Consider the following 17,940-nt stretch of genomic DNA (forward strand, 5'->3'; position numbering starts at 1 on the left):
AACAGTTCATTACTCGGCGATCCGTCACGCCTGGGGGCACCTGCCGCGCACTAGGCTGCAGGCGTGGCGGAGAAGCAGCAGCGCGACGCAGAGCGCACGAGGGCCGAGCTGCTCGCGACCGCGACGACGGTCTTCGCCGAGATGGGCTACTCGGGCGCTCGCGTCGACGAGATCGCCGAGCGCACCCGCACCACGAAGCGGATGATCTACTACTACTTCGGCGGCAAGGAGCAGCTCTACCTCGCGGTCCTGGAGAACGCGTACCGCGGGATCCGCGACGCCGAGCAGGCCCTCCACGTCGACGACCTCGACCCGCTCGACGCGCTCCGCGCCCTGGCCGAGCGCACCTTCGACCACCACCTCGAGCACACCGACTTCATCCGGCTGGTGTCGATCGAGAACATCCACCGCGGCGAGTTCATCCGTCGCCTCGACTCGCTGCGTGACCTCGCCCAGCCCGCGAAGGACCTGCTCGACGAGGTCCTCACCCGTGGCCGCGCGGCCGGTGTCGTCCGCGACGACGTCGACGCCCTCGACGTGCACCTCGTGATCAGTGCGTTCTGCGTCTTCCAGGTCGCGAACCGCCACACGTTCGGCTACCTGTTCGACGTCGACCTCGCCGAGCGCGCCGACCACCTGCGCACCGTGGTCGGCGACGTCGTCGTCGGCTGGCTCCAGCAGCGCTGACCACACGACCCCATCCGAGCGCCCACCGCGGCGCCTCGGGCACGCCGCCGCGCCGTTTTCACGCCTGGGACGCGTCCCGGCGTTGACGTGACGTGGGTCTCGTGCTTCACTTCACATCCTGAACGTACCGTTTCGTACATTGGAGTGACGCCGTGACATTTCGGAGCTACCTCGTGGGCCTGGTCGGCTCCGGCGTGGGACCGTCCCTGACCCCCGCCTTGCACGAGGCCGAGGCCCGGCACCTGGGGCTGGCGTACACGTACCGCACGATCGACATCGCCGACCGCGGCATCGCCCCCGAGCAGATCGGTGAGGTCCTGCAGTGGGCCCGCGACCTCGGCTTCGACGCCCTCAACGTCACCCACCCGTGCAAGCAGCTCGTGCTCCCCCACCTCGACCGGATCGACCCGGTCGCGGAGGCGCTGGGCGCCGTCAACACCGTGATCTTCACGCCCGACGGCGCCGTGGGTCACAACACCGACACCAGCGGCTTCGCCACGGCGTTCACCGCCGGGCTGCCCGACGCGGCCCGCCGCGAGGTCGTGCTGATCGGCGCCGGTGGCGCCGGAGCCGCCGTGGCCGACGCCGTGCTGCGGCTCGGCGCCGAGCGGCTCACCGTCGTGGACGTCGACGACGACCGCGCCGCACGCCTCGCCCGCGAGCTCGCTGACCGGCACGACACGCCCGTCACCGGCTCGACGCCCGACAAGCTCCCGGCCCTGCTCGCCGACGCCGACGGCGTCGTGCACTGCACCCCGACGGGCATGGCCGACCACCCCGGCCTGCCGTTCGACGCGGCGCTCCTGCGCCCCGACCTGTGGGTCGCCGACATCGTCTACCGCCCGCTCGAGACCGCGCTCGTGCTCGCCGCCCGCGCGGCCGGCAGCCCCACGCTCGACGGCGGCGCGATGGCCGTGCACCAGGCCGTCGACGCCCTGCGCCTCATCACCGGCGTCGCCCCCGACGCCGCGCGCATGACCCAGCACTTCCACCGACTCGTCGACGCCGTCGGCTGAGTACCGTGACTACAGGAGAGACCATGTCCGAGACCACGACCACCGAGAAGACGCCGAAGAAGGCGGCTCTCGCGAGCTTCATGGGTAGTGCCGTCGAGTACTACGACTTCTTCATCTTCGGCTCCGCAGCGGCGCTGATCTTCCCGACGGTGTTCTTCCCGTCGGACAACGACGCGGCCCTCGTGATGTCGTTCGCGACCTTCGGCTTCGCCTACATCGCGCGGCCGTTCGGCGCCGTGATCCTCGGCCACTTCGGCGACCGGCTCGGCCGCCAGCGCGTCCTGATGTTCACGCTGGTGCTGATGGGCATCTCGACGTTCATCATCGGCTGCCTGCCGTCGTTCGAGCAGGTCGGCTGGCTGGCGCCCGGACTCCTGGTGCTGTGCCGCCTGATGCAGGGACTCTCCGCGGCCGGCGAGCAGGCCGGTGCGTCGTCACTGACGCTCGAGCACGCCCCCGACGACCGGCGCTCGTTCTTCACGTCGTGGACCCTGACCGGCACGCAGGGCGGCCAGATCCTCGCGGCCCTCATCTTCATCCCCGTCGTGGCGCTGCCCGACGAGATCAAGTTCAGCTACGGCTGGCGCATCCCGTTCTGGGCCAGCGCGATCGTCGTCGTCGTCGCGTTCTTCATCCGCCGCAGCCTCGAGGAGACGCCGGAGTTCACCGAGGCGCAGGCCAAGGGCGAGATCGCCAAGATGCCGCTCATCCCGCTGATGCGTGACCACTGGCGCGACGTCCTGCGCGTCGTCCTGTGCGCCTTCATCGCCGCCGTCTCGACCGTGTTCGGCAACCTCGCCATCGCCTACGGCAAGGAGGTCGGCGTCAACGAGTCGATCACGCTGTGGCTGGTGGTCGCGGCCAACGTGGTGGCCCTCGGCACGCAGCCGCTCTGGGGCAGGCTCGCCGACCGCATCGGACGCAAGCCCGTCTTCGTCTACGGCGCCCTGTCCTCGGCCGTGTTCATGCCGTTCTACCTGCTCTCGATGAGCCAGGACAACGAGCTGCTGACGTTCGCGCTGGCCATCCTGACCTTCTCGTTCGGGTACGCCGCGGCCAACGCCGTGTGGCCCTCGTTCTACGGCGAGATGTTCAGCACCCGCGTCCGCTTCTCGGGCATGGCGATCGGCACGCAGCTGGGCTTCCTGATGGCCGGCTTCGCGCCGAGCATCGTCACCGCCCTCGGCGGCGTGCAGGAGGGTGGCTGGGTGGTCATCAGCCTGTTCACCGCGGCGATCTCGATCACGGCGGCGATCGCGGCGCTCACTGCCCGCGAGACACGTGACGTGCCGACCGCGCTGCTCGGCCAGCGCGTGGACCCGGCGCGGCGCGAGCTCGTCGACGCCTGAGCACGACCTTCCGCAGCACCCGCGTCGGCCGGTTCCTCACCCGAGGGACCGGCCGATGCCTTGCGCCGCGACCTGCAGCGCCGTGGCCAGCCGGGTCCGGTCGCGACGCAGGGACGCCACGACGACACCCACGGCCGCGACGACCTGGTCCCCGCGGCGTACCGGGACCGCCACGGAGCACGCACCGAGCGTCATCTCCTCCGAGGTCGTGGCCATGCCCGAGCGCCGCACCCGCTCGAGCTGCTGGAGCAGCAGGCCTGGCTGGGTGACGGTGTAGGGCGTGACCCGACGGAGGTCCGCGAGCACCCGTCGCTGCACGTCGACAGGGGCGTGCGCCAGCAGCACCTTGCCGACGCCGGTGCAGTGCAGCGGCAGCGTCGAGCCGATCTGGCTGACGACCGGCACCGACGCGCGGCCCGTCATCCGCTCGAGGTACAGCACCTCGACGTCGTCGCGCACCGCCAGGTGCACCGTGGCACGCGTCGCCGCGTGCACGTCGTTGAGGAACGGCTCGGCGACCCGCCGCAGGTCCGACTCGACCGGCGCGAGCAGGCCGACGTCCCAGAGCCGACGGCCCACGGCGTAGCCGCCGGACGGTGTCCGCACCAGCGCGCCGCCGTCGACGAGCTCACCGACGAGACGGTGCGCCGTCGAGAGGGGCAGCCCGGCGCGCTCCGCGAGGGCGCTCAGGCCGAGCTCACGGTGCTGCTCGTCGAAGGCGGTCAGCAGGGCGAGCACGCGCGACGTCACGGTGGTGCCCGGGACCGCCGTGTTGCCCGCCATCCCATCAGGCTAGAACTTCCGCTGAGCGGAAGCAATCCCTTGGATCCGGCCCACCCACGGCTTACCGTCGGAGCATCATGACGACGATCGACACCAACCCCAACGCGGCCCAGCGCACGCAGGCCGAGATGTCCGCCGAGATGGCGGAGCAGACGGCGGCCTACGAGCGGGCCGGGGTCGAGGAGACCCAGCCCCGGCTCGACTACGCGCCGTACCGCAGCAGCCTCCTGCGCCACCCCACCAAGGACCTGCACCACGCCGACCCTGAGTCGATCGAGCTGTGGTCGCCGTGCTTCGGCGAGCGCGACGTGCACCCGCTGGAGTCGGACCTGACGATCCAGCACGGCGGCGAGCCGATCGGCGAGCGCATGGTGGTGACGGGGCGCGTCGTCGACGGCGACGGCCGGCCCGTGCGCCGTCAGCTCGTCGAGATCTGGCAGGCCAACGCCGGCGGCCGCTACGTGCACAAGCGCGACCAGCACCCGGCGCCGCTCGACCCGAGCTTCACCGGCGTCGGCCGGTGCCTGACCGACGACGACGGCACCTACCGATTCACGACGATCAAGCCCGGTCCGTACCCGTGGAAGAACCACCGCAACGCCTGGCGTCCGGCGCACATCCACTTCTCGCTGTTCGGCACCGACTTCACCCAGCGCCTCGTGACCCAGATGTACTTCCCGGGCGACCCGCTGTTCGCGCTCGACCCGATCTACCAGTCGATCCGCGACGCCAAGGCACGCGACCGGCTCGTCGCCACGTACGACCACGACGTCACGACGCACGAGTGGGCGACCGGCTACCGGTGGGACATCGTCCTGTCGGGCAGCCACCCCACGCCGCTCGAGGAGGACCACTGATGCTGCCCCCCACCCCGGCGCAGACCGTTGGTCCCTTCTTCGGCTACGCCCTGCCCTTCCCGCAGGACGACGAGCTCGTGCCACCGGGGCGCGCCGACGCGATCCGCCTGCACGGCGACGTGCTCGACGGCTCCGGTGCGGGCGTGCCCGACGCCCTGCTCGAGCTGTGGCAGGCCGCGCCCGACGGCACCGTGCCGCAGGAGCCCGGCTCCCTGCGTCGTGACGGCTGGACCTTCACGGGCTGGGGCCGCGCCTCGACCGACGACGCGGGCCACTACTCGTTCACCACGCTGCGCCCCGGGGCCACCGAGCCGGGGGCCGCGCCATTCTTCCTGGTCACGGTCTTCGCCCGCGGCCTGATGAACCGGCTCTTCACCCGCGCGTACCTGCCGGACGACGCCGATGCGCTCGCCGCCGACCGTCTCCTCGCCACCGTCGCGGCGGACCGGCGCGACACCCTGATCGCTGCTGCCGAGCCCACGGGCTACCGGTTCGACGTGCGCCTGCAGGGCGAGGACGAGACCGTGTTCCTCGCCTATCCGGGAGAGTGAGCCCATGACCGACGCAGCCTCCACCGCCGACCTGTTCTGGCCCGGCGCCCATCGCGCCACCGGGCTGGACGACGCCGCCTTCGTCGAGGCCATGGTCGTCGTCGAGCAGTCGTGGCTCGACGGGCTCGTGGCTCTCGACGTGGCACCGGCCGATGCCGCCGGTGACCTCACCGGGCTCGTGTCGGCGGAGGACCTCGCGCACCTGTCGGTCGCGGCCGAGGCCGGTGGCAACCCGGTCATCGGTCTGGTCGCGCTGCTGCGCGAGCGGACCGGCGGCGCGACGTCGCGCTGGCTGCACCGAGGGCTCACGAGCCAGGACGTCGTCGACACCGCCCTCGTCCTGCTGGCGCGGGGGGCGACGGAGCGGATCGCTGCCGACCTCCGCGCGCAGCTCGGCCGCCTGGCCGACCTCGCCGGCGAGCACCGGACCTCGCCGATGGTGGGCCGTACCCTGACCCAGCACGCCGTGCCGATCACGATCGGCACCAAGATCGCCGGCTGGATCGGCGGGGTGGCCGACGCGCTCGAGGACGTCGCTCGGGTGAGCGCCTCCCTGCCCGTGCAGATCGGCGGAGCGGCCGGCACCAACGCCGCGGCGGTCGAGCTCGCGGGAGACCCGCAGGTCGCGCTCGACCTGGTCGCTCGCTCGGCCGAGGCGCTCGGTCTCGCGGCGGTCGCGCCCTGGCACACGACGCGCAGCCCCATCACGTCGATCGGTGACGCACTCACCCGCTGCACCGACGCCTGGGGGCGCATCGCCGCCGACGTCGCGACGCTCTCGCGGCCCGAGATCGCAGAGGTGCGCGAGGGGTCCGGCGGCGGATCCTCGACGATGCCCCACAAGGCGAACCCCGTGCTGTCGGTGCTGCTGAAGCGCGCGGCACTCACGACTCCTGCGCTGGCCGCCACCCTGCACCTCGCCGCGGCCACCGCGGTCGACGAGCGGCCCGACGGCGCCTGGCACGCGGAGTGGGACACCCTCCGCCTGCTCGCGCTGCGCACCGTCGTCGCGGCGAGCCAGGCCCGCGACCTCCTCGACGGACTGGTCGTCAACGCCGACCGAGCGCTGGCGAACCTCCAGGCCGCCGTCGGCGTGGACGCCGAGCAGGCCTCGATGGCCGAGCTCGCGGGCCGTGCGCCGCGGGCCGACCACCTCGGCACCAGCACGTTCGTCGTCGACGCAGCCGTTGAGCGCGCCCGCAGCCTGGCGGGCGAAGCATGACGACGCCCGCGCTCACCGGCACCGCCCTCGGTGGTGCCGACGAGGCTCCCCTGCTGCTCCTCGGGCCGTCGCTCGGCACCCCGACCCGCGAGCTGTGGGCGGGCGCCGCGGCTCACCTGACCGGCTCCTTCCGCGTGGTCGGCTGGGACCTGCCGGGCCACAGCAGCTCGGCACCCACCACCGAGACGCTCGACGTGCCGGGCCTGGCCGCAGGCGTGCTGGCCCTCGCCGACCACCTCGCCCCCGGGCGGCCCCTCCACCTGGCCGGCGACTCGCTCGGCGGAGCCGTGACCCTGCAGCTCGCGCACGACCGGCCCGACCGGGTGGCATCGGCCACCGTGCTGTGCACCGGTGCCCGCATCGGCACGCCCGAGTCGTGGGCCGAGCGCGCGGCGACCGTGCGCGCGTCGGGCACGAGCGCCGTGGTCACGTCGTCGGCCGCACGCTGGTTCAGCCCCGGATTCATGGAGCGGGAGCCCGCCGTCGCGTCCGCCCTGCTGACCGGCCTGGCCCACACCGACGCCGAGAGCTACGCCCTCGCCTGCGAGGCCCTGGCGGCGTTCGACCTCGTCGCGCGGCTCCCCGAGATCACCGTGCCGGTGCTCGCGATCGCCGGTGCCGACGACGTGCCCACCCCGGTCGAGTCGCTGCGCACGATCGCCGACGGCGTGGCCCACGGCCGCCTCGTCGTGCTCGACGGCGTCGGCCACCTGGCTCCCGCCGAGGCCCCCGCCGAGGTGGCCCGCCTGATCCACGAGCACGCCACCGCAGGAGGACCCCGATGACCGACGACCGCTCCGACGACCGCACCGCCGGCCAGGCCCGCGAGGACGGCTTCGCCGTGCGCCGGGAGGTGCTGGGCGACGCCCACGTCGACCGCGCGATCGCCGGGACGACCGACTTCACGGCCGACTTCCAGGACCTCATCACGCAGTACGCGTGGGGCAGCATCTGGACGCGCCCCGGGCTCGACCGCCGCAGCCGCTCGCTCATCACCCTCACGGCGCTGGTCGCGCGGGGGCACCACGAGGAGCTGGCGCTGCACCTGCGCGCCGCCCGCCGCAACGGGCTGACCGTCGAGGAGATCAAGGAGCTGCTCCTCCAGACCGCGATCTACTGCGGCGTGCCCGACGCCAACACGGCCTTCCGCATCGCCGCCGAGGTGCTCGCCGACGAGATCTGAGCACGCGCTGCCGTCACGACGCCCGATCGACTGCGGTGGACGTGCGAGTCCGGGTCGACCTCCGTAGCGTCGGGTCATGACCAAGCCGAGCTACAGCACCCTCATGTCCGCGGCGACCGCCGGTTACGCCGTCTTCGCGCTCGCCAAGCCGCGACACCTCGGCACCGCCTTGACCAACAGCCCGCTCAAGCAGCCCGAGTACGACGTCGTGGCCCGCCTGTTCGGACCGCGGGACCTGGCGGTCAGTGCCTGGGCGATCTTCGCCCCGTCGGCACGGGTCCGCGAGCACGCGATGTTCGCCCGGGTCGCGCTCGACCTCACGGACGCCGCGCTGCTCAGCCGCGAGGCGACCCACACGGCGGGCAGGGCCAAGGTGCTCGGCGCCACCCTCGCGTGGGCCGGCCTCAACATCGCCGCGATCCTGGCCGACCGCAAGGCCTGACCGGCTCCCCGGGTGACGCACCACAACCCTCCCGTCAGCGAACCGCGCTGATCAGCTGGTCGACCGGCGCGTAGTCGTCCGTCAGCACGGGCGCCCCCGCGTACCAGTCGCGGAGCTCCTGGTCGTCGAGGACCTCCCAGCCGACCGACTCCAGCCCAGTGGCGAGAGCCGCGCTGTCGACCGATCCGTTCGTCGCGACGACCAGCAGGTTGCCGCCCCCGTCGCCGGCGATCGTCTCGGGCTCCGCCAGCAGCACGATCTCCTCGAAGACCGACGCCGCCGTGGCGACCTCCGCCTTGGCGAAGGACAGGGGCCCGTAGTCGATCAGGTTCGCGACGTACGTGCCGTCGTCGACCAGGGCGTCCTCGATCGCGACCACCGCCTCACGGGTCGTGAGGTGCCACGGCGGGCTGATGCCGCCGAACGCGTCGCCGATGACCAGCTCGAACGTCGCTGGCGCAAGGTCGTCGAGCACCAGGCGCGCGTCGTCGACGACCAGGTCGACGTCGGGCAACGGGCCGAGCTCGGTGCGGTTCAGCTCGGCGACACCGGGGTCGACCTCCACGACGGTGCTCGCCGTTCCCGGTCGCGTCGCCGCGAGGTAGCGCGGCAGGGTCATGCCTCCGGCGCCGAGGTGCAGCACCCTCGGCTCGTCGGCACCGTCCGAGTCCAGGACCTGGTCGGCCACGACGGCCAGCGCCTGGGTGTACGCGAACTCGAGGTGCGTCGGGTCGTCCAGGTCGACGGCCGAGTGGCGCAGGCCGTCGAGCTCGAGGGTCACGAGGGAGGGATCGTCGGGATCGGCCGACAGGACGGCGCAGTGGTAGGTCGTCTCCGCGTCGCAGGTTCCCCGGGCCGCGACGGTCAGAGCGCTGGCTGCGACGAGCGCGAGCACGAGCGGGGGAACCGCACGGGGACGCCGGTCGGCCACCAGCACCACCACGGCCAGGACGACGAGCGAGACGCCGAGCCCGATGAGGATCGTGCTGACGGCGACCCGTGAGATCAGGACGAACCCGGTCACGACCGTGCCGGCGATGGCGCCCACGGTGCTGATGCCCGAGAGGGAGCCGACGACCGCGCCGGTCTCCTCCAAGGTCGTGAGCCGCACCGTGGTGACGATCGGCGTGACGGCCGACAGCAGGGCCCCGGGGACGCCGATCGTGACCATGGCGGCCAGCAGGAGCGTCACGTCGTCGACGGCCGCGGCGGCCCGCATCACGGCCGGGGTCACGGCGACCGTGATGCCCGAGAGCGCAAGCGCCGGCGCCAGCAGCTGCTCGGGCGGGCGCCGGTCGGCCAGCCACCCGCCGGCCCACGAGCCCACCGCGATCGCGGTCAGCGCCAGGCCGATCACCATCGTGCTCGTCTCGAGGCTCAACCCGAAGTAGGGGGCCAGGAGCCTCAGCGCCGTCAGCTCGACGACGAGGACGGCCGCCGACGCGTAGAGGACCAGCGCGGTATGGGCGAAGCGCGTCACGCGGTCACCGTACCGACGGCGCCCTGAACGAGCAGGCCGACGAGCCCCTGCCCTCAGGCGTGCAGCTCGCGGAGCACCCGGTGGAAGTCGGCCTTGCCCTCGAAGCCGATGCCGGGCCGGTCGTCGAGCGCCACCCGGCTGTTCTCGACGACGGCATCGTCGGCGAACCCGCCCGTGGGCTGGAACTCGCCCGGGTACGACTCGTTGCCGCCGAGCTTGAGCGCCGCAGCGATGTGCAGGGAGAACTGGTGGCCGCCGTGCGGGATGCAGCGGCGTGAGGACCAGCCGTGCTGGGCGAGCATGTCCTGGATGCGGCGGTACTCGGTCAGCCCGTAGCTCAGGGCGGGGTCGAACTGCAGGTAGTCGCGGTCGGCGCGCATGCTGCCGTAGCGGATCAGGTTGCGGGCGTCCTGCAGGGAGAACAGGTTCTCGCCGGTCGCGATCGGATTGCGGTAGTGCTCCGACAATGTGGCGTTGAGGCGGTAGTCGAGCGGGTCGCCGACCTCCTCGTACCAGAACAGGCCGTACGGCTCGATGGCCTTGCCGTAGGCGAGGGCGGTCTCGAGGTCGAAGCGGCCGTTGACGTCGACCGCCAGGCGGGAGCCGTCGCCGTCGAGCACCTCGATGACGGCCTCGATGCGACGCAGGTCCTCGGTGAGGTCGGCGCCGCCGATCTTCATCTTCACGACGTCGTAGCCGGCGTCGAGGAACCTGCGCATCTCGTCCTGGAGGTCGACGAGGGACTTGCCGGGGGCGTAGTAGCCGCCGGCGGCGTAGACGAACACGGACTCGTCCGGGGCGCCGTCGCCGTGCTCGTCGGAGAGCCAGCGGTGGAGCGGGACACCGGCGATCTTCGACACCAGGTCGTGGATCGCCATGTCGACCACGCCGACGGCGACCGACCGCTCGCCGTGACCGCCCGGCTTCTCGTTGCGCATCATCGCGTCCCACGCCTTCTCGGGTGAGATCTGGCCGTCGTCCGCGAGCAGGGTGTCGGCCGGGGCGCCCATCAGCCGCGGCAGGATCCGGCGACGCAGGATGTCGCCGGCCGAGTAGCGCCCGTTCGAGTTGAAGCCGTAGCCGACGACCGGCTTCCCGTCGACGACGACGTCACTGACCAGCGCCAGGATCGAGCAGTCCATCGTGCTGAAGTCGATGAACGCGTTGCTCATGGAAGAGCTGATGGGGATGGTGCCCTCGTGGGCGGAGACGATCTTCACCGGACGACCTTTCGCATGTCTTATAAGTTGTAAGACTAACCTAGGCCGCCCGCTCGACGGACGCAACCTCTCTTATAAGTTCACCCCGGCTGTGCAACGATGAACCCATGCCGCCGACGTTCCTCAGCAAGGGCGACATCGCGTACGCAGCGCTGCGGGAGCAGATCCTCTCCGGCGCCCTGCCGGCCGGAGAGCGCCTCTCGCAGTACGAGATCGCCGACCAGCTCGGCATCAGCATCACCCCCCTGCGCGAGGCCGTCCGCCGGCTGACTGGCGAAGGGTTGATCGTGCTGGACACGCACCGCGACGCCCGCGTCGCCCGCATGGACGTCACCGAGGCCCGCGAGCTCTTCGAGACCCGCCGGGCCCTCGATCCCGCCGCCGCTGAGCTCGCCGCGACGAACCGCACCGACGACGACGTCGCCGCGATGCGTGCGGCACTGGAGGACCTGGTCCCGGTCACGCGCGACTGGGGCGAGCACGCACTCCGAGCCCATCGCGCCCTCCACCGCACGATCTACGCGGCCTCCCACAACACCGTCATGATCCGCGTGCTCGACGACATCTGGGACAAGTCCGACCGCTACCGACGCATCGGGCTGCGGCTCCCGACCGGCGCCGAGCCCCGGACCCGCGACTTCCAGGAGCACGAGGAGCTCGTCGACCTGGTCGTCGCCGGCGACGGCGCCGCCGCTGCCGAGCTCATGCGCGCCCACATCGACCGCAGCCTGACCGCGGCAGCCCTGGCCGCCCACGACGAACCAGCCGACGATCCTGCCTGAAGGGGCGTCCTCCGCCCCCGTGCGCGCGGGTCAGACCGTGGTCCGCTGAAGCTCCCGCCGCTGCTCGACCACCTGGGTGGCGACGTCGAACAGGCGCTGGTTCCCGTGCATCGAGAGCCGCCTCAGGTACTGGAACGCACCGCCGGCGTCGAGGTCGTAGACCGCCATCAGGATCCCCTGGGCCTGCCCGATCAGGTTGCGTGACTCCAGGGCTGTCGTGAGTCCGTCGACCGTCAGCGAGGCGGCGATCGCCACCGTGGCGTGGGCAGCGAGGTACTTCATGACCTCGAGGTCGCTGGAGGTGAAGTCGTGAGGCTCGTGGGAGAACGCGTTGAGCGAACCGTACGTGCGGTCGCGAGTCGCGAGGCGGACACTGACCACGCTGCGGAACTCGGACCCGGCTGCACGTGGGCCCCACGTCGGCCACCGCGGGTCGAGGCGCGCGTCGCCGGTCACGAGGCTGTCGTGCTCCCCGAAGATGGTGTCCAGGCAGGGGCCCTCCCCGCACTCGACCTGAAGCTCGTGAGCCCGGTCGACGGCCCCCGACGTGCTGGCGGCACCGGAGACCTTCTTGCGAGCCCTGACCATCAGGATCCCCGAGTCGCTCGCGTCGACGGCGGTCCGTGCGTAGTGCGCGATGCGCTCGAACGTCTCGGTCGGCGTGAGGTCCTGGACCTCGAGTGCCATGGCGGACAGCAGACGACGGACATCCATGATGCTCCTGGCGCGCGAGCCATGAAGGTCACAGGAGGGGCGTCGCGGCCAGTGTGGCACAGACGAGACCCCGCCTCCCTGCTGGGGAACGCGGGCTCAGGCGCTGGGGCTGCCGATGAAGTCGAGGACGAGTCGCGCGACCTCGTCCGGTCGCTCGACCTGGAGGAAGTGCCCGGCGCCGGAGACCGTCTCGACCTGACTCCCCTCGGGGAGCACGGCGGCCGTCTGGTCGCTCCAGTCGTGGAGGACGCAGCCGTCGTCGCGGCCGTGCAGGTACAGCATGGGGACGGTCGATCGGCGCATCAGTCCGGCCTGCGCCTCCCGGTACCGGTCCGGGACGGTCCACCACCGCGCCGCGTGCCGGTAGTAGCGGAGCACCTCGGTGCGGCGTGGCCGGATGGCCTCCATGGCTGCCTCCAGCTCGGCCTCCGCCTGGTGCCCGGGCGACCATCGACGCCACAGCGACGGTACGAGCCGGTCGAGGGACCGCTCGGAGAGGCGGGGAACCTGCTGGAACGCCATGTACCAGCTCAGACGGGCCTGCCTCGCCACCCGCCCCGCCCACGGCAACCAGCCGTCGGTGCGAGCGAGGAACGCTGCGGCCGGCGGCACCGCCATCGTCACGATGCGACGGAACGGCTGCCCGTCCGCTCCCGCCACCGCGTGGGCTGCGACCGCGCCCCAGTCGTGACCGATCAGCACGGCTCGCTCGTCGCCACCGAGCAGCCCGTGCAGCGCGAGGGCGTCGTGCGCGAGCGCACCGATGTGGAACGAGCCGTCGGGCGGGACGTCGGTCGGCGCGTATCCACGCGTCCACGGCGCCACCACGCGATATCCCTCGGAGACCAACGCCTCGGCCACGGCCGTCCACGAGTGCGGCGAGTCCGGATAGCCGTGCAGGAGCAGGGCCACCGGATCGGTGGCCCGCCCCCACGACAGCACCGCGAAGTCCAGGTCGTCGCCGTGGAGCGTGGAGGGCTCGGGGAGGTTCACCCGACGCACGCTAGCCGCACCTCCCCCGCGCTGCAGTCCGTGCACGAGACCTCTCCGGGGGTCAGTCCCGCGGCGGCTCTGCCTCAGTCGTGCCGAGGATCGCCGGTGCCGCTTCGCGCATCTCGACCTTCCGGACCTTGCCGGTGATGGTCATCGGGAAGTCGTCGACGCAGTGCACGTACCGAGGCGTCTTGAAGTGCGCGAGTCGCCCCGCGCAGAACTCCCGGATCGCCGCTGCATCCGGAGGCGTCGCCCCCTCCCGCACGCGGAGCCAGGCCATGAGCTCCTCGCCGTACTTCGCGTCAGGCACCCCGATCACCTGGACGTCGATGACGTCCGGGTGCTGGAGGAGGAACTCCTCGATCTCGCGGGGGTAGATGTTCTCGCCGCCACGGATGACCAGGTCCTTGATGCGGCCGGTGATGCTGACGTAGCCGTCGGCGTCCATCGTCCCGAGGTCGCCGGTGTGCATCCAGCCGTCACCGTCGACGGCCTCGGCGGTCTTCTCCGGCTCGCCCCAGTAGCCGATCATCACGGAGTAGCCGCGCGTGCACAGCTCACCCACCTCACCTCGCTCCAGCGTCGCGCCGGTGGTCGGATCGACGACCTTGACCTCCAGGTGCGGGCCGACCCGACCGACCGTCGAGACCCGCTGCTCCAACGAGTCGTGAGGACGGGTCTGCAACGAGACCGGCGACGTCTCGGTCATGCCGTAGCAGATCGACACCTCGGCCATCCCCATCCGCTCGATCACCTGCGTCATGGTCTCGACGGGGCACGGCGAACCGGCCATGATCCCGGTGCGGAGCGTGTCGAGACCGGCCGACGCGAGGCCCGGGTCGTTCAGCATCGCGATGAACATGGTGGGGACCCCGTAGAGCGAGGTGCAGCTCTCGTCCGTGACGGCGCGGAGCGTGGCGCCGGGATCGAATCCCGGCGCGGGGATCACGATCGTCGATCCGTGGCTGGTGCAGGCGAGGTTGCCCATCACCATCCCGAAGCAGTGGTAGAACGGCACGGGCACGCAGACCCGGTCGTGCTCCGTGTAGCCGAGCAGCTCCCCCACGAACCATCCGTTGTTCAGGATGTTGCGGTGCGAGAGCGTCGCGCCCTTGGGGAAGCCGGTGGTCCCGGACGTGTACTGGATGTTGATGGGGTCGGTGGCCGCGAGGCCCGACTCGATCAGGTCGAGGTCGTCGACTCCGTCGCGGCCACCGGCAACGAGGTCGTCCCACGAGGCCGTGCCGATGAGCACGACGTCCTCGAGCGACGGGTGCTCGACCTGCGCTTGCCCGATCATCTCGACGTAGTCGGCGCCCTTGAACTCCCCGACCGCGACGATCGTGCGCATCCCGGACTGCCCCACGACGTAGGCCAGCTCGTGTGCGCGATAGGCGGGATTGACGTTGACCAGGATCGCGCCGATCCGCGCCGTGGCGTACTGCAGCAGGACCCACTCCGGGCTGTTCGGGGCCCAGATCCCGACCCGGTCGCCGCGCTCGACCCCGCGCTGCAGGAGTCCTCGGGCGATGGCGTCGACGTCGCGCAGGAGCTCCTCGTAGGTCCACCGCCGACCACTGGGGACGTCGACCAGGGCCTCGCGGGTGGCGTGCCGTGCCACCGTCTCGCGCAGGTTGGTGCCGATCGTGGTCTCGAGCAGGGGGGCGGCGGTGTCGCCGACCGTGTGGCTGGTGGTCATCTGCGAGTCCTCTCGTTCCGAGCGCGACAGCGGGTCCCGGCGTGAGTCGGGCAGGCCCCGTGCCCTGAGTCGACGCTAACCCGCATGTGGCCCGTGCGGGGATCGCCCAGCCGATCACCCGGGGCCGACCTACGCTGGGAGGACGCAGCCGTTGGCGCCCGCGGACCCGCTCCGCCCGATTCCCGCCGCACGTCCGGACCACGCGAGGAGGCCCCATGCCGAACACGCCTGTGGCCGACGAGGGCGCACCGATCGGTCGACGCGCGGTGCTCGGCCTCCTGGGGCTCGGCGCCGTCGGCGTCGTGACGGGTAGCTCGGTGCAGAACCGCCTGAGCCAGATGCTGGCGTCGGTGCAGATGCGGGACCCCACGGGCCTGACCTCGCAGATCCCGCTCGGTGACACGTGGCGCTACTACTCCGTGACCGGAGCCGTCGAGCCGCGCACAAGAGGGGACTACAACCTGAAGATCTCCGGGCTCGTCGACCAGCCGACCTCCTACTCCTTCGCCGACCTCGAGGGGCTTCCGCAGACCGAGTTCGACGACACGTTCCAGTGCGTGACCGGGTGGTCGGTGCCCGACGTGCCGTGGCGCGGTGTCCGCGTGAGCGAGCTGCTGGAGGCCGCGGCGCCGACCGACGAGGCCGTGGGCGTGCGCTACAAGTCGTTCGACGGCACCTACACCGTCAACATGACGCTCGAGCAGGCCCGCGCCAAGGACGTCCTGGTGGTGCTCGCGATGTACGACGCCCCGGTCACGCACGACCACGGCGGACCCGTGCGGATCTACTCGGGCTCGATGTACGGCTACAAGAGCACCAAGTGGCTCTCGGAGATCGAGGTCACCTCGAACAACGCCCCGGGCTACTGGGAGGACCGCGGCTATCCGCTGGACGGGTTCATCGAGGATGAGTGAGCCCGTGATCGCGTCCGTCGACGTCGACCGCTTCGTGCTGGCCGAGCGCCTCGTGCACCGCGTCTTCGCCGTGCTGACGATCGTCTGCATCGTGACCGCGGCGATCCTCTACAACGGCGCTCTCATGATGGCGGTCGGCCACCGCCACGTGGTCGAGACGATCCACGTGTGGTGCGGGTTCGCCCTCCCCGTGCCGCTGGTGCTGGGCGCCGTGTCGAAGGCGTACCGCACCGACCTCGGGATCCTGAACCGCTTCACCCGGGCCGACTGGCAGTGGCTCCGTAGCCCGTCGCGCCGTGACGGCACGATCCCCGTCGGCAAGTTCAACGCCGGGCAGAAGGTCAACTCCTGGCTCGTGGCCGGGTCGACCGGCGTCCTGCTGGGCACCGGCGTGCTGCTGTACTGGCCCGACCTGGTGCGCCTGTCCTGGCGAGCCGGGGCCACCTTCGTCCACGACTGGTTCGCCCTCGGGCTCGGGCTGCTCATCGTCGGCCACGTGGCCTACGCGATGCGCGACCCCGAGGCCCGCCGTGGCATGCGCACGGGGCGCGTCTCGCGCACCTGGGCGAAGGCCGAGCACGAGGCGTGGGCCGACGAGGTCACCCGCCGGAGGTCCGACGACCCGAGCTGATCGCGGTGGGCCCACGGCCGGGATGATCGCGAGCGAGTGACTCAGCGGCTGCCGCCCGCCCGCACCCGGTCGATGATCATGTCGATCCTCGACCGGCGGTCGGCAGCTCCCTCAACCGTCGCGAAGGGCGGACCGTCATCCGTCGTGCCCCAAGGGACCAGCACGTCGAACTCGAGCTCACGCACGAGCGACAGACTGTCCACGTAGGCGTCTCTAAGCGCCGGATCCAGCACGACGGCTTTCCACTCCCCGTGCTCGATCCAAAGGAAGTCGCCGGTGAACAGGTAGCGACACGTGCCGTTGTCCCAGAGGAACGAGGTCGTCCCGGCCGTGTGTCCTGGGGTCGGAATGACCTCCAGGTCACGTCCGATCCGCTCGGGCATGGAGAAAGTGCCGGCAATGTCGAGGTCGGAGCCCACCGCGTCGACGTCGTCGCGATGGATCCAGACGGGCACGTCGAGAGTGGGCTGCCCGTACATCGACTCGTGCTCGTGGCTCATGAGGAGACGTTGGGTCGGTCCGAGATCCTGGATCGCAGCGGCCGCCTGGGTCACGCCGGGCGAGTTGTAGACGATCACGTTCCCCTCGGACCGCCGCAGCAGATACGAGCGGAGGAGGACGTTGCGCTGGTAGGGCAGTCGTGAGGTCGGAGCGGCCAGCAAGCCCTCCGCGATGTCCACCAGGTCGTGCTCGTCCGCGGCTGCCATCCGGTCCCCCAGTTCGTCGGTCGACTCCTGTCACGTCGACGTTAGAACCTCACGTGAGGTTGAGGTCAAGAGCACTGGTGCCCGGGTCGCAGCAGGCCCTCAGCGCGGAGACGTCACGGCGGCGAGCACCAGTGCGATGGCCGTGTCGACGCGTTCGTGGAGGACCGTCTCCGGCTCGCGCACCCACCGGAAGACCGCACCCTGCAGGACGTCACTGAGCGCTCGCGCCGCGACCGCGATGTCCACCGTCCCGGGGATCTGACCGTTCTGCTGGGCGTTTTCGAGAAACGGCGTGACGTCCGACAACAGTTGCGACTCGTAGAGCGCCGGACCCAGCGCGGCGGTCCAGCCGAGCATCATCTGCCGACTCAGCTCCGGCTGGGACTCCACGGCCTCGCTGATGACCCGAAAGTATCCGCGCACCCCCTCCACCAGGTCGTCGCGAGTGAGGCTCTCGACCTCGGCGATCGCATGATCCGCGATCTGCCGAACCCACATCATCGGGATGTCGCCCTTGTTGGGGAAGTGGTTGAACGCCGTCCGCCGCGACGCGCCCGCCTCTGCTGCGATGTCTGCCATCGTCGTCTCCTCGTACCCCTGCGAGACGAAGAGCTTCGCGGCGGCGTCGAATAGCGACTTCCGGGTGCGCAGGGCGCGGGGATTTGAGAGAGGTTGCGGCGGGGTCACCACCATCGAACTCGTCCTCCTCG

20 protein-coding genes are annotated in these 17,940 nt (G+C 71.3%); 12 read left to right on the forward strand and 8 right to left on the reverse strand.

The window, feature by feature from the left end:
• Positions 1 to 63: 63 nt before the first annotated feature.
• From LO931_RS06195 to LO931_RS06205, 3 genes are all read left to right on the forward strand, one after another.
• Entirely contained in the window at positions 64 to 687 is a 624-nt protein-coding gene (locus LO931_RS06195) for a TetR family transcriptional regulator (RefSeq protein ID WP_229052408.1), read from the forward strand.
• A 152-nt stretch (positions 688 to 839) separates the two neighbouring features.
• Positions 840 to 1,703, forward strand: coding sequence for a shikimate dehydrogenase (locus LO931_RS06200; protein WP_229052409.1), 864 nt, complete (start codon positions 840 to 842; stop codon positions 1,701 to 1,703).
• 23 nt (positions 1,704 to 1,726) lie between these two features.
• A complete protein-coding gene (locus LO931_RS06205) occupies positions 1,727 to 3,052 on the forward strand; it encodes an MFS transporter (RefSeq protein ID WP_229052410.1) in 1,326 nt (441 codons plus the stop codon).
• A gap of 36 nt (positions 3,053 to 3,088) precedes the next feature.
• Here LO931_RS06205 and LO931_RS06210 read toward each other — a convergent pair whose 3' ends face one another.
• Positions 3,089 to 3,835 (reverse strand): IclR family transcriptional regulator, encoded by a 747-nt coding sequence (locus LO931_RS06210; RefSeq protein ID WP_229052411.1) that lies wholly within the window; start codon positions 3,833 to 3,835, stop codon positions 3,089 to 3,091.
• 77 nt (positions 3,836 to 3,912) lie between these two features.
• Here LO931_RS06210 and pcaH point away from each other — a divergent pair, with 77 nt between their 5' ends.
• The 6 genes from pcaH (at position 3,913) to LO931_RS06240 (ending at position 8,090) form a co-directional block, all read left to right on the forward strand.
• Positions 3,913 to 4,692, forward strand: coding sequence for a protocatechuate 3,4-dioxygenase subunit beta (pcaH, locus tag LO931_RS06215; RefSeq protein ID WP_229052412.1), 780 nt, complete (start codon positions 3,913 to 3,915; stop codon positions 4,690 to 4,692).
• The gene (pcaG, locus tag LO931_RS06220; RefSeq protein ID WP_229052413.1) at positions 4,692 to 5,243 is read left to right on the forward strand and encodes a protocatechuate 3,4-dioxygenase subunit alpha; all 552 of its coding nucleotides are present in this window, start codon (positions 4,692 to 4,694) and stop codon (positions 5,241 to 5,243) included. Before pcaH ends, pcaG begins: the two co-directional genes overlap by 1 nt.
• Positions 5,244 to 5,247: 4 nt before the next feature.
• Entirely contained in the window at positions 5,248 to 6,465 is a 1,218-nt protein-coding gene (locus LO931_RS06225; RefSeq protein WP_229052414.1) for a lyase family protein, read from the forward strand.
• On the forward strand, positions 6,462 to 7,250 hold the full coding sequence (locus LO931_RS06230) for an alpha/beta fold hydrolase (protein ID WP_229052415.1): 789 nt from the start codon (positions 6,462 to 6,464) through the stop codon (positions 7,248 to 7,250). Before LO931_RS06225 ends, LO931_RS06230 begins: the two co-directional genes overlap by 4 nt.
• The gene (gene pcaC, locus LO931_RS06235; RefSeq protein WP_229052416.1) at positions 7,247 to 7,648 is read left to right on the forward strand and encodes a 4-carboxymuconolactone decarboxylase; all 402 of its coding nucleotides are present in this window, start codon (positions 7,247 to 7,249) and stop codon (positions 7,646 to 7,648) included. Before LO931_RS06230 ends, pcaC begins: the two co-directional genes overlap by 4 nt.
• Positions 7,649 to 7,724: 76 nt before the next feature.
• Entirely contained in the window at positions 7,725 to 8,090 is a 366-nt protein-coding gene (locus LO931_RS06240) for a hypothetical protein (protein ID WP_229052417.1), read from the forward strand.
• A 34-nt stretch (positions 8,091 to 8,124) separates the two neighbouring features.
• On the opposite strand, the gene LO931_RS06245 is transcribed toward LO931_RS06240, so the two are convergent.
• Entirely contained in the window at positions 8,125 to 9,570 is a 1,446-nt protein-coding gene (locus LO931_RS06245; protein ID WP_229052418.1) for a fused MFS/spermidine synthase, read from the reverse strand.
• Positions 9,571 to 9,623: 53 nt separating this feature from the next.
• Positions 9,624 to 10,790 (reverse strand): mandelate racemase/muconate lactonizing enzyme family protein, encoded by a 1,167-nt coding sequence (locus LO931_RS06250; protein ID WP_304523495.1) that lies wholly within the window; start codon positions 10,788 to 10,790, stop codon positions 9,624 to 9,626.
• Between the two features lie 107 nt (positions 10,791 to 10,897).
• Between LO931_RS06250 and LO931_RS06255 the strand changes: the two genes are divergently transcribed.
• Positions 10,898 to 11,572: a GntR family transcriptional regulator gene (locus LO931_RS06255; protein ID WP_229052419.1), complete on the forward strand. Its 675-nt coding sequence runs from the start codon at positions 10,898 to 10,900 to the stop codon at positions 11,570 to 11,572.
• A 30-nt stretch (positions 11,573 to 11,602) separates the two neighbouring features.
• Here the strand turns inward: LO931_RS06255 and LO931_RS06260 are convergent, their stop codons facing one another.
• The 3 genes from LO931_RS06260 to LO931_RS06270 form a co-directional block, all read right to left on the reverse strand.
• Positions 11,603 to 12,286: a GAF and ANTAR domain-containing protein gene (locus LO931_RS06260; protein WP_229052420.1), complete on the reverse strand. Its 684-nt coding sequence runs from the start codon at positions 12,284 to 12,286 to the stop codon at positions 11,603 to 11,605.
• 96 nt (positions 12,287 to 12,382) lie between these two features.
• A complete protein-coding gene (locus LO931_RS06265; protein ID WP_229052421.1) occupies positions 12,383 to 13,279 on the reverse strand; it encodes an alpha/beta fold hydrolase in 897 nt (298 codons plus the stop codon).
• A gap of 61 nt (positions 13,280 to 13,340) precedes the next feature.
• Positions 13,341 to 14,978 carry an AMP-binding protein gene (locus tag LO931_RS06270; RefSeq protein ID WP_229052422.1) on the reverse strand — a complete coding sequence of 546 codons (1,638 nt, stop codon included), beginning with the start codon at positions 14,976 to 14,978 and terminating at the stop codon, positions 13,341 to 13,343.
• A gap of 215 nt (positions 14,979 to 15,193) precedes the next feature.
• Between LO931_RS06270 and LO931_RS06275 the strand changes: the two genes are divergently transcribed.
• Both LO931_RS06275 and LO931_RS06280 read left to right on the forward strand, forming a co-directional pair.
• Complete coding sequence (locus tag LO931_RS06275; RefSeq protein WP_229052423.1) at positions 15,194 to 15,892, forward strand: molybdopterin-dependent oxidoreductase; 699 nt, start codon at positions 15,194 to 15,196, stop codon at positions 15,890 to 15,892.
• A complete protein-coding gene (locus LO931_RS06280; protein WP_229052424.1) occupies positions 15,885 to 16,523 on the forward strand; it encodes a cytochrome b/b6 domain-containing protein in 639 nt (212 codons plus the stop codon). Before LO931_RS06275 ends, LO931_RS06280 begins: the two co-directional genes overlap by 8 nt.
• 41 nt (positions 16,524 to 16,564) lie before the next feature.
• Here the strand turns inward: LO931_RS06280 and LO931_RS06285 are convergent, their stop codons facing one another.
• Both LO931_RS06285 and LO931_RS06290 read right to left on the reverse strand, forming a co-directional pair.
• A complete protein-coding gene (locus LO931_RS06285) occupies positions 16,565 to 17,230 on the reverse strand; it encodes an MBL fold metallo-hydrolase (RefSeq protein ID WP_229052425.1) in 666 nt (221 codons plus the stop codon).
• A gap of 99 nt (positions 17,231 to 17,329) precedes the next feature.
• The gene (locus tag LO931_RS06290) at positions 17,330 to 17,923 is read right to left on the reverse strand and encodes a TetR/AcrR family transcriptional regulator (protein ID WP_229052426.1); all 594 of its coding nucleotides are present in this window, start codon (positions 17,921 to 17,923) and stop codon (positions 17,330 to 17,332) included.
• Between the last annotated feature and the right edge of the window lie 17 nt (positions 17,924 to 17,940).

The organism is Aeromicrobium sp. Leaf350 (assembly GCF_916858655.1).
Lineage (GTDB): Bacteria > Actinomycetota > Actinomycetes > Propionibacteriales > Nocardioidaceae > Aeromicrobium.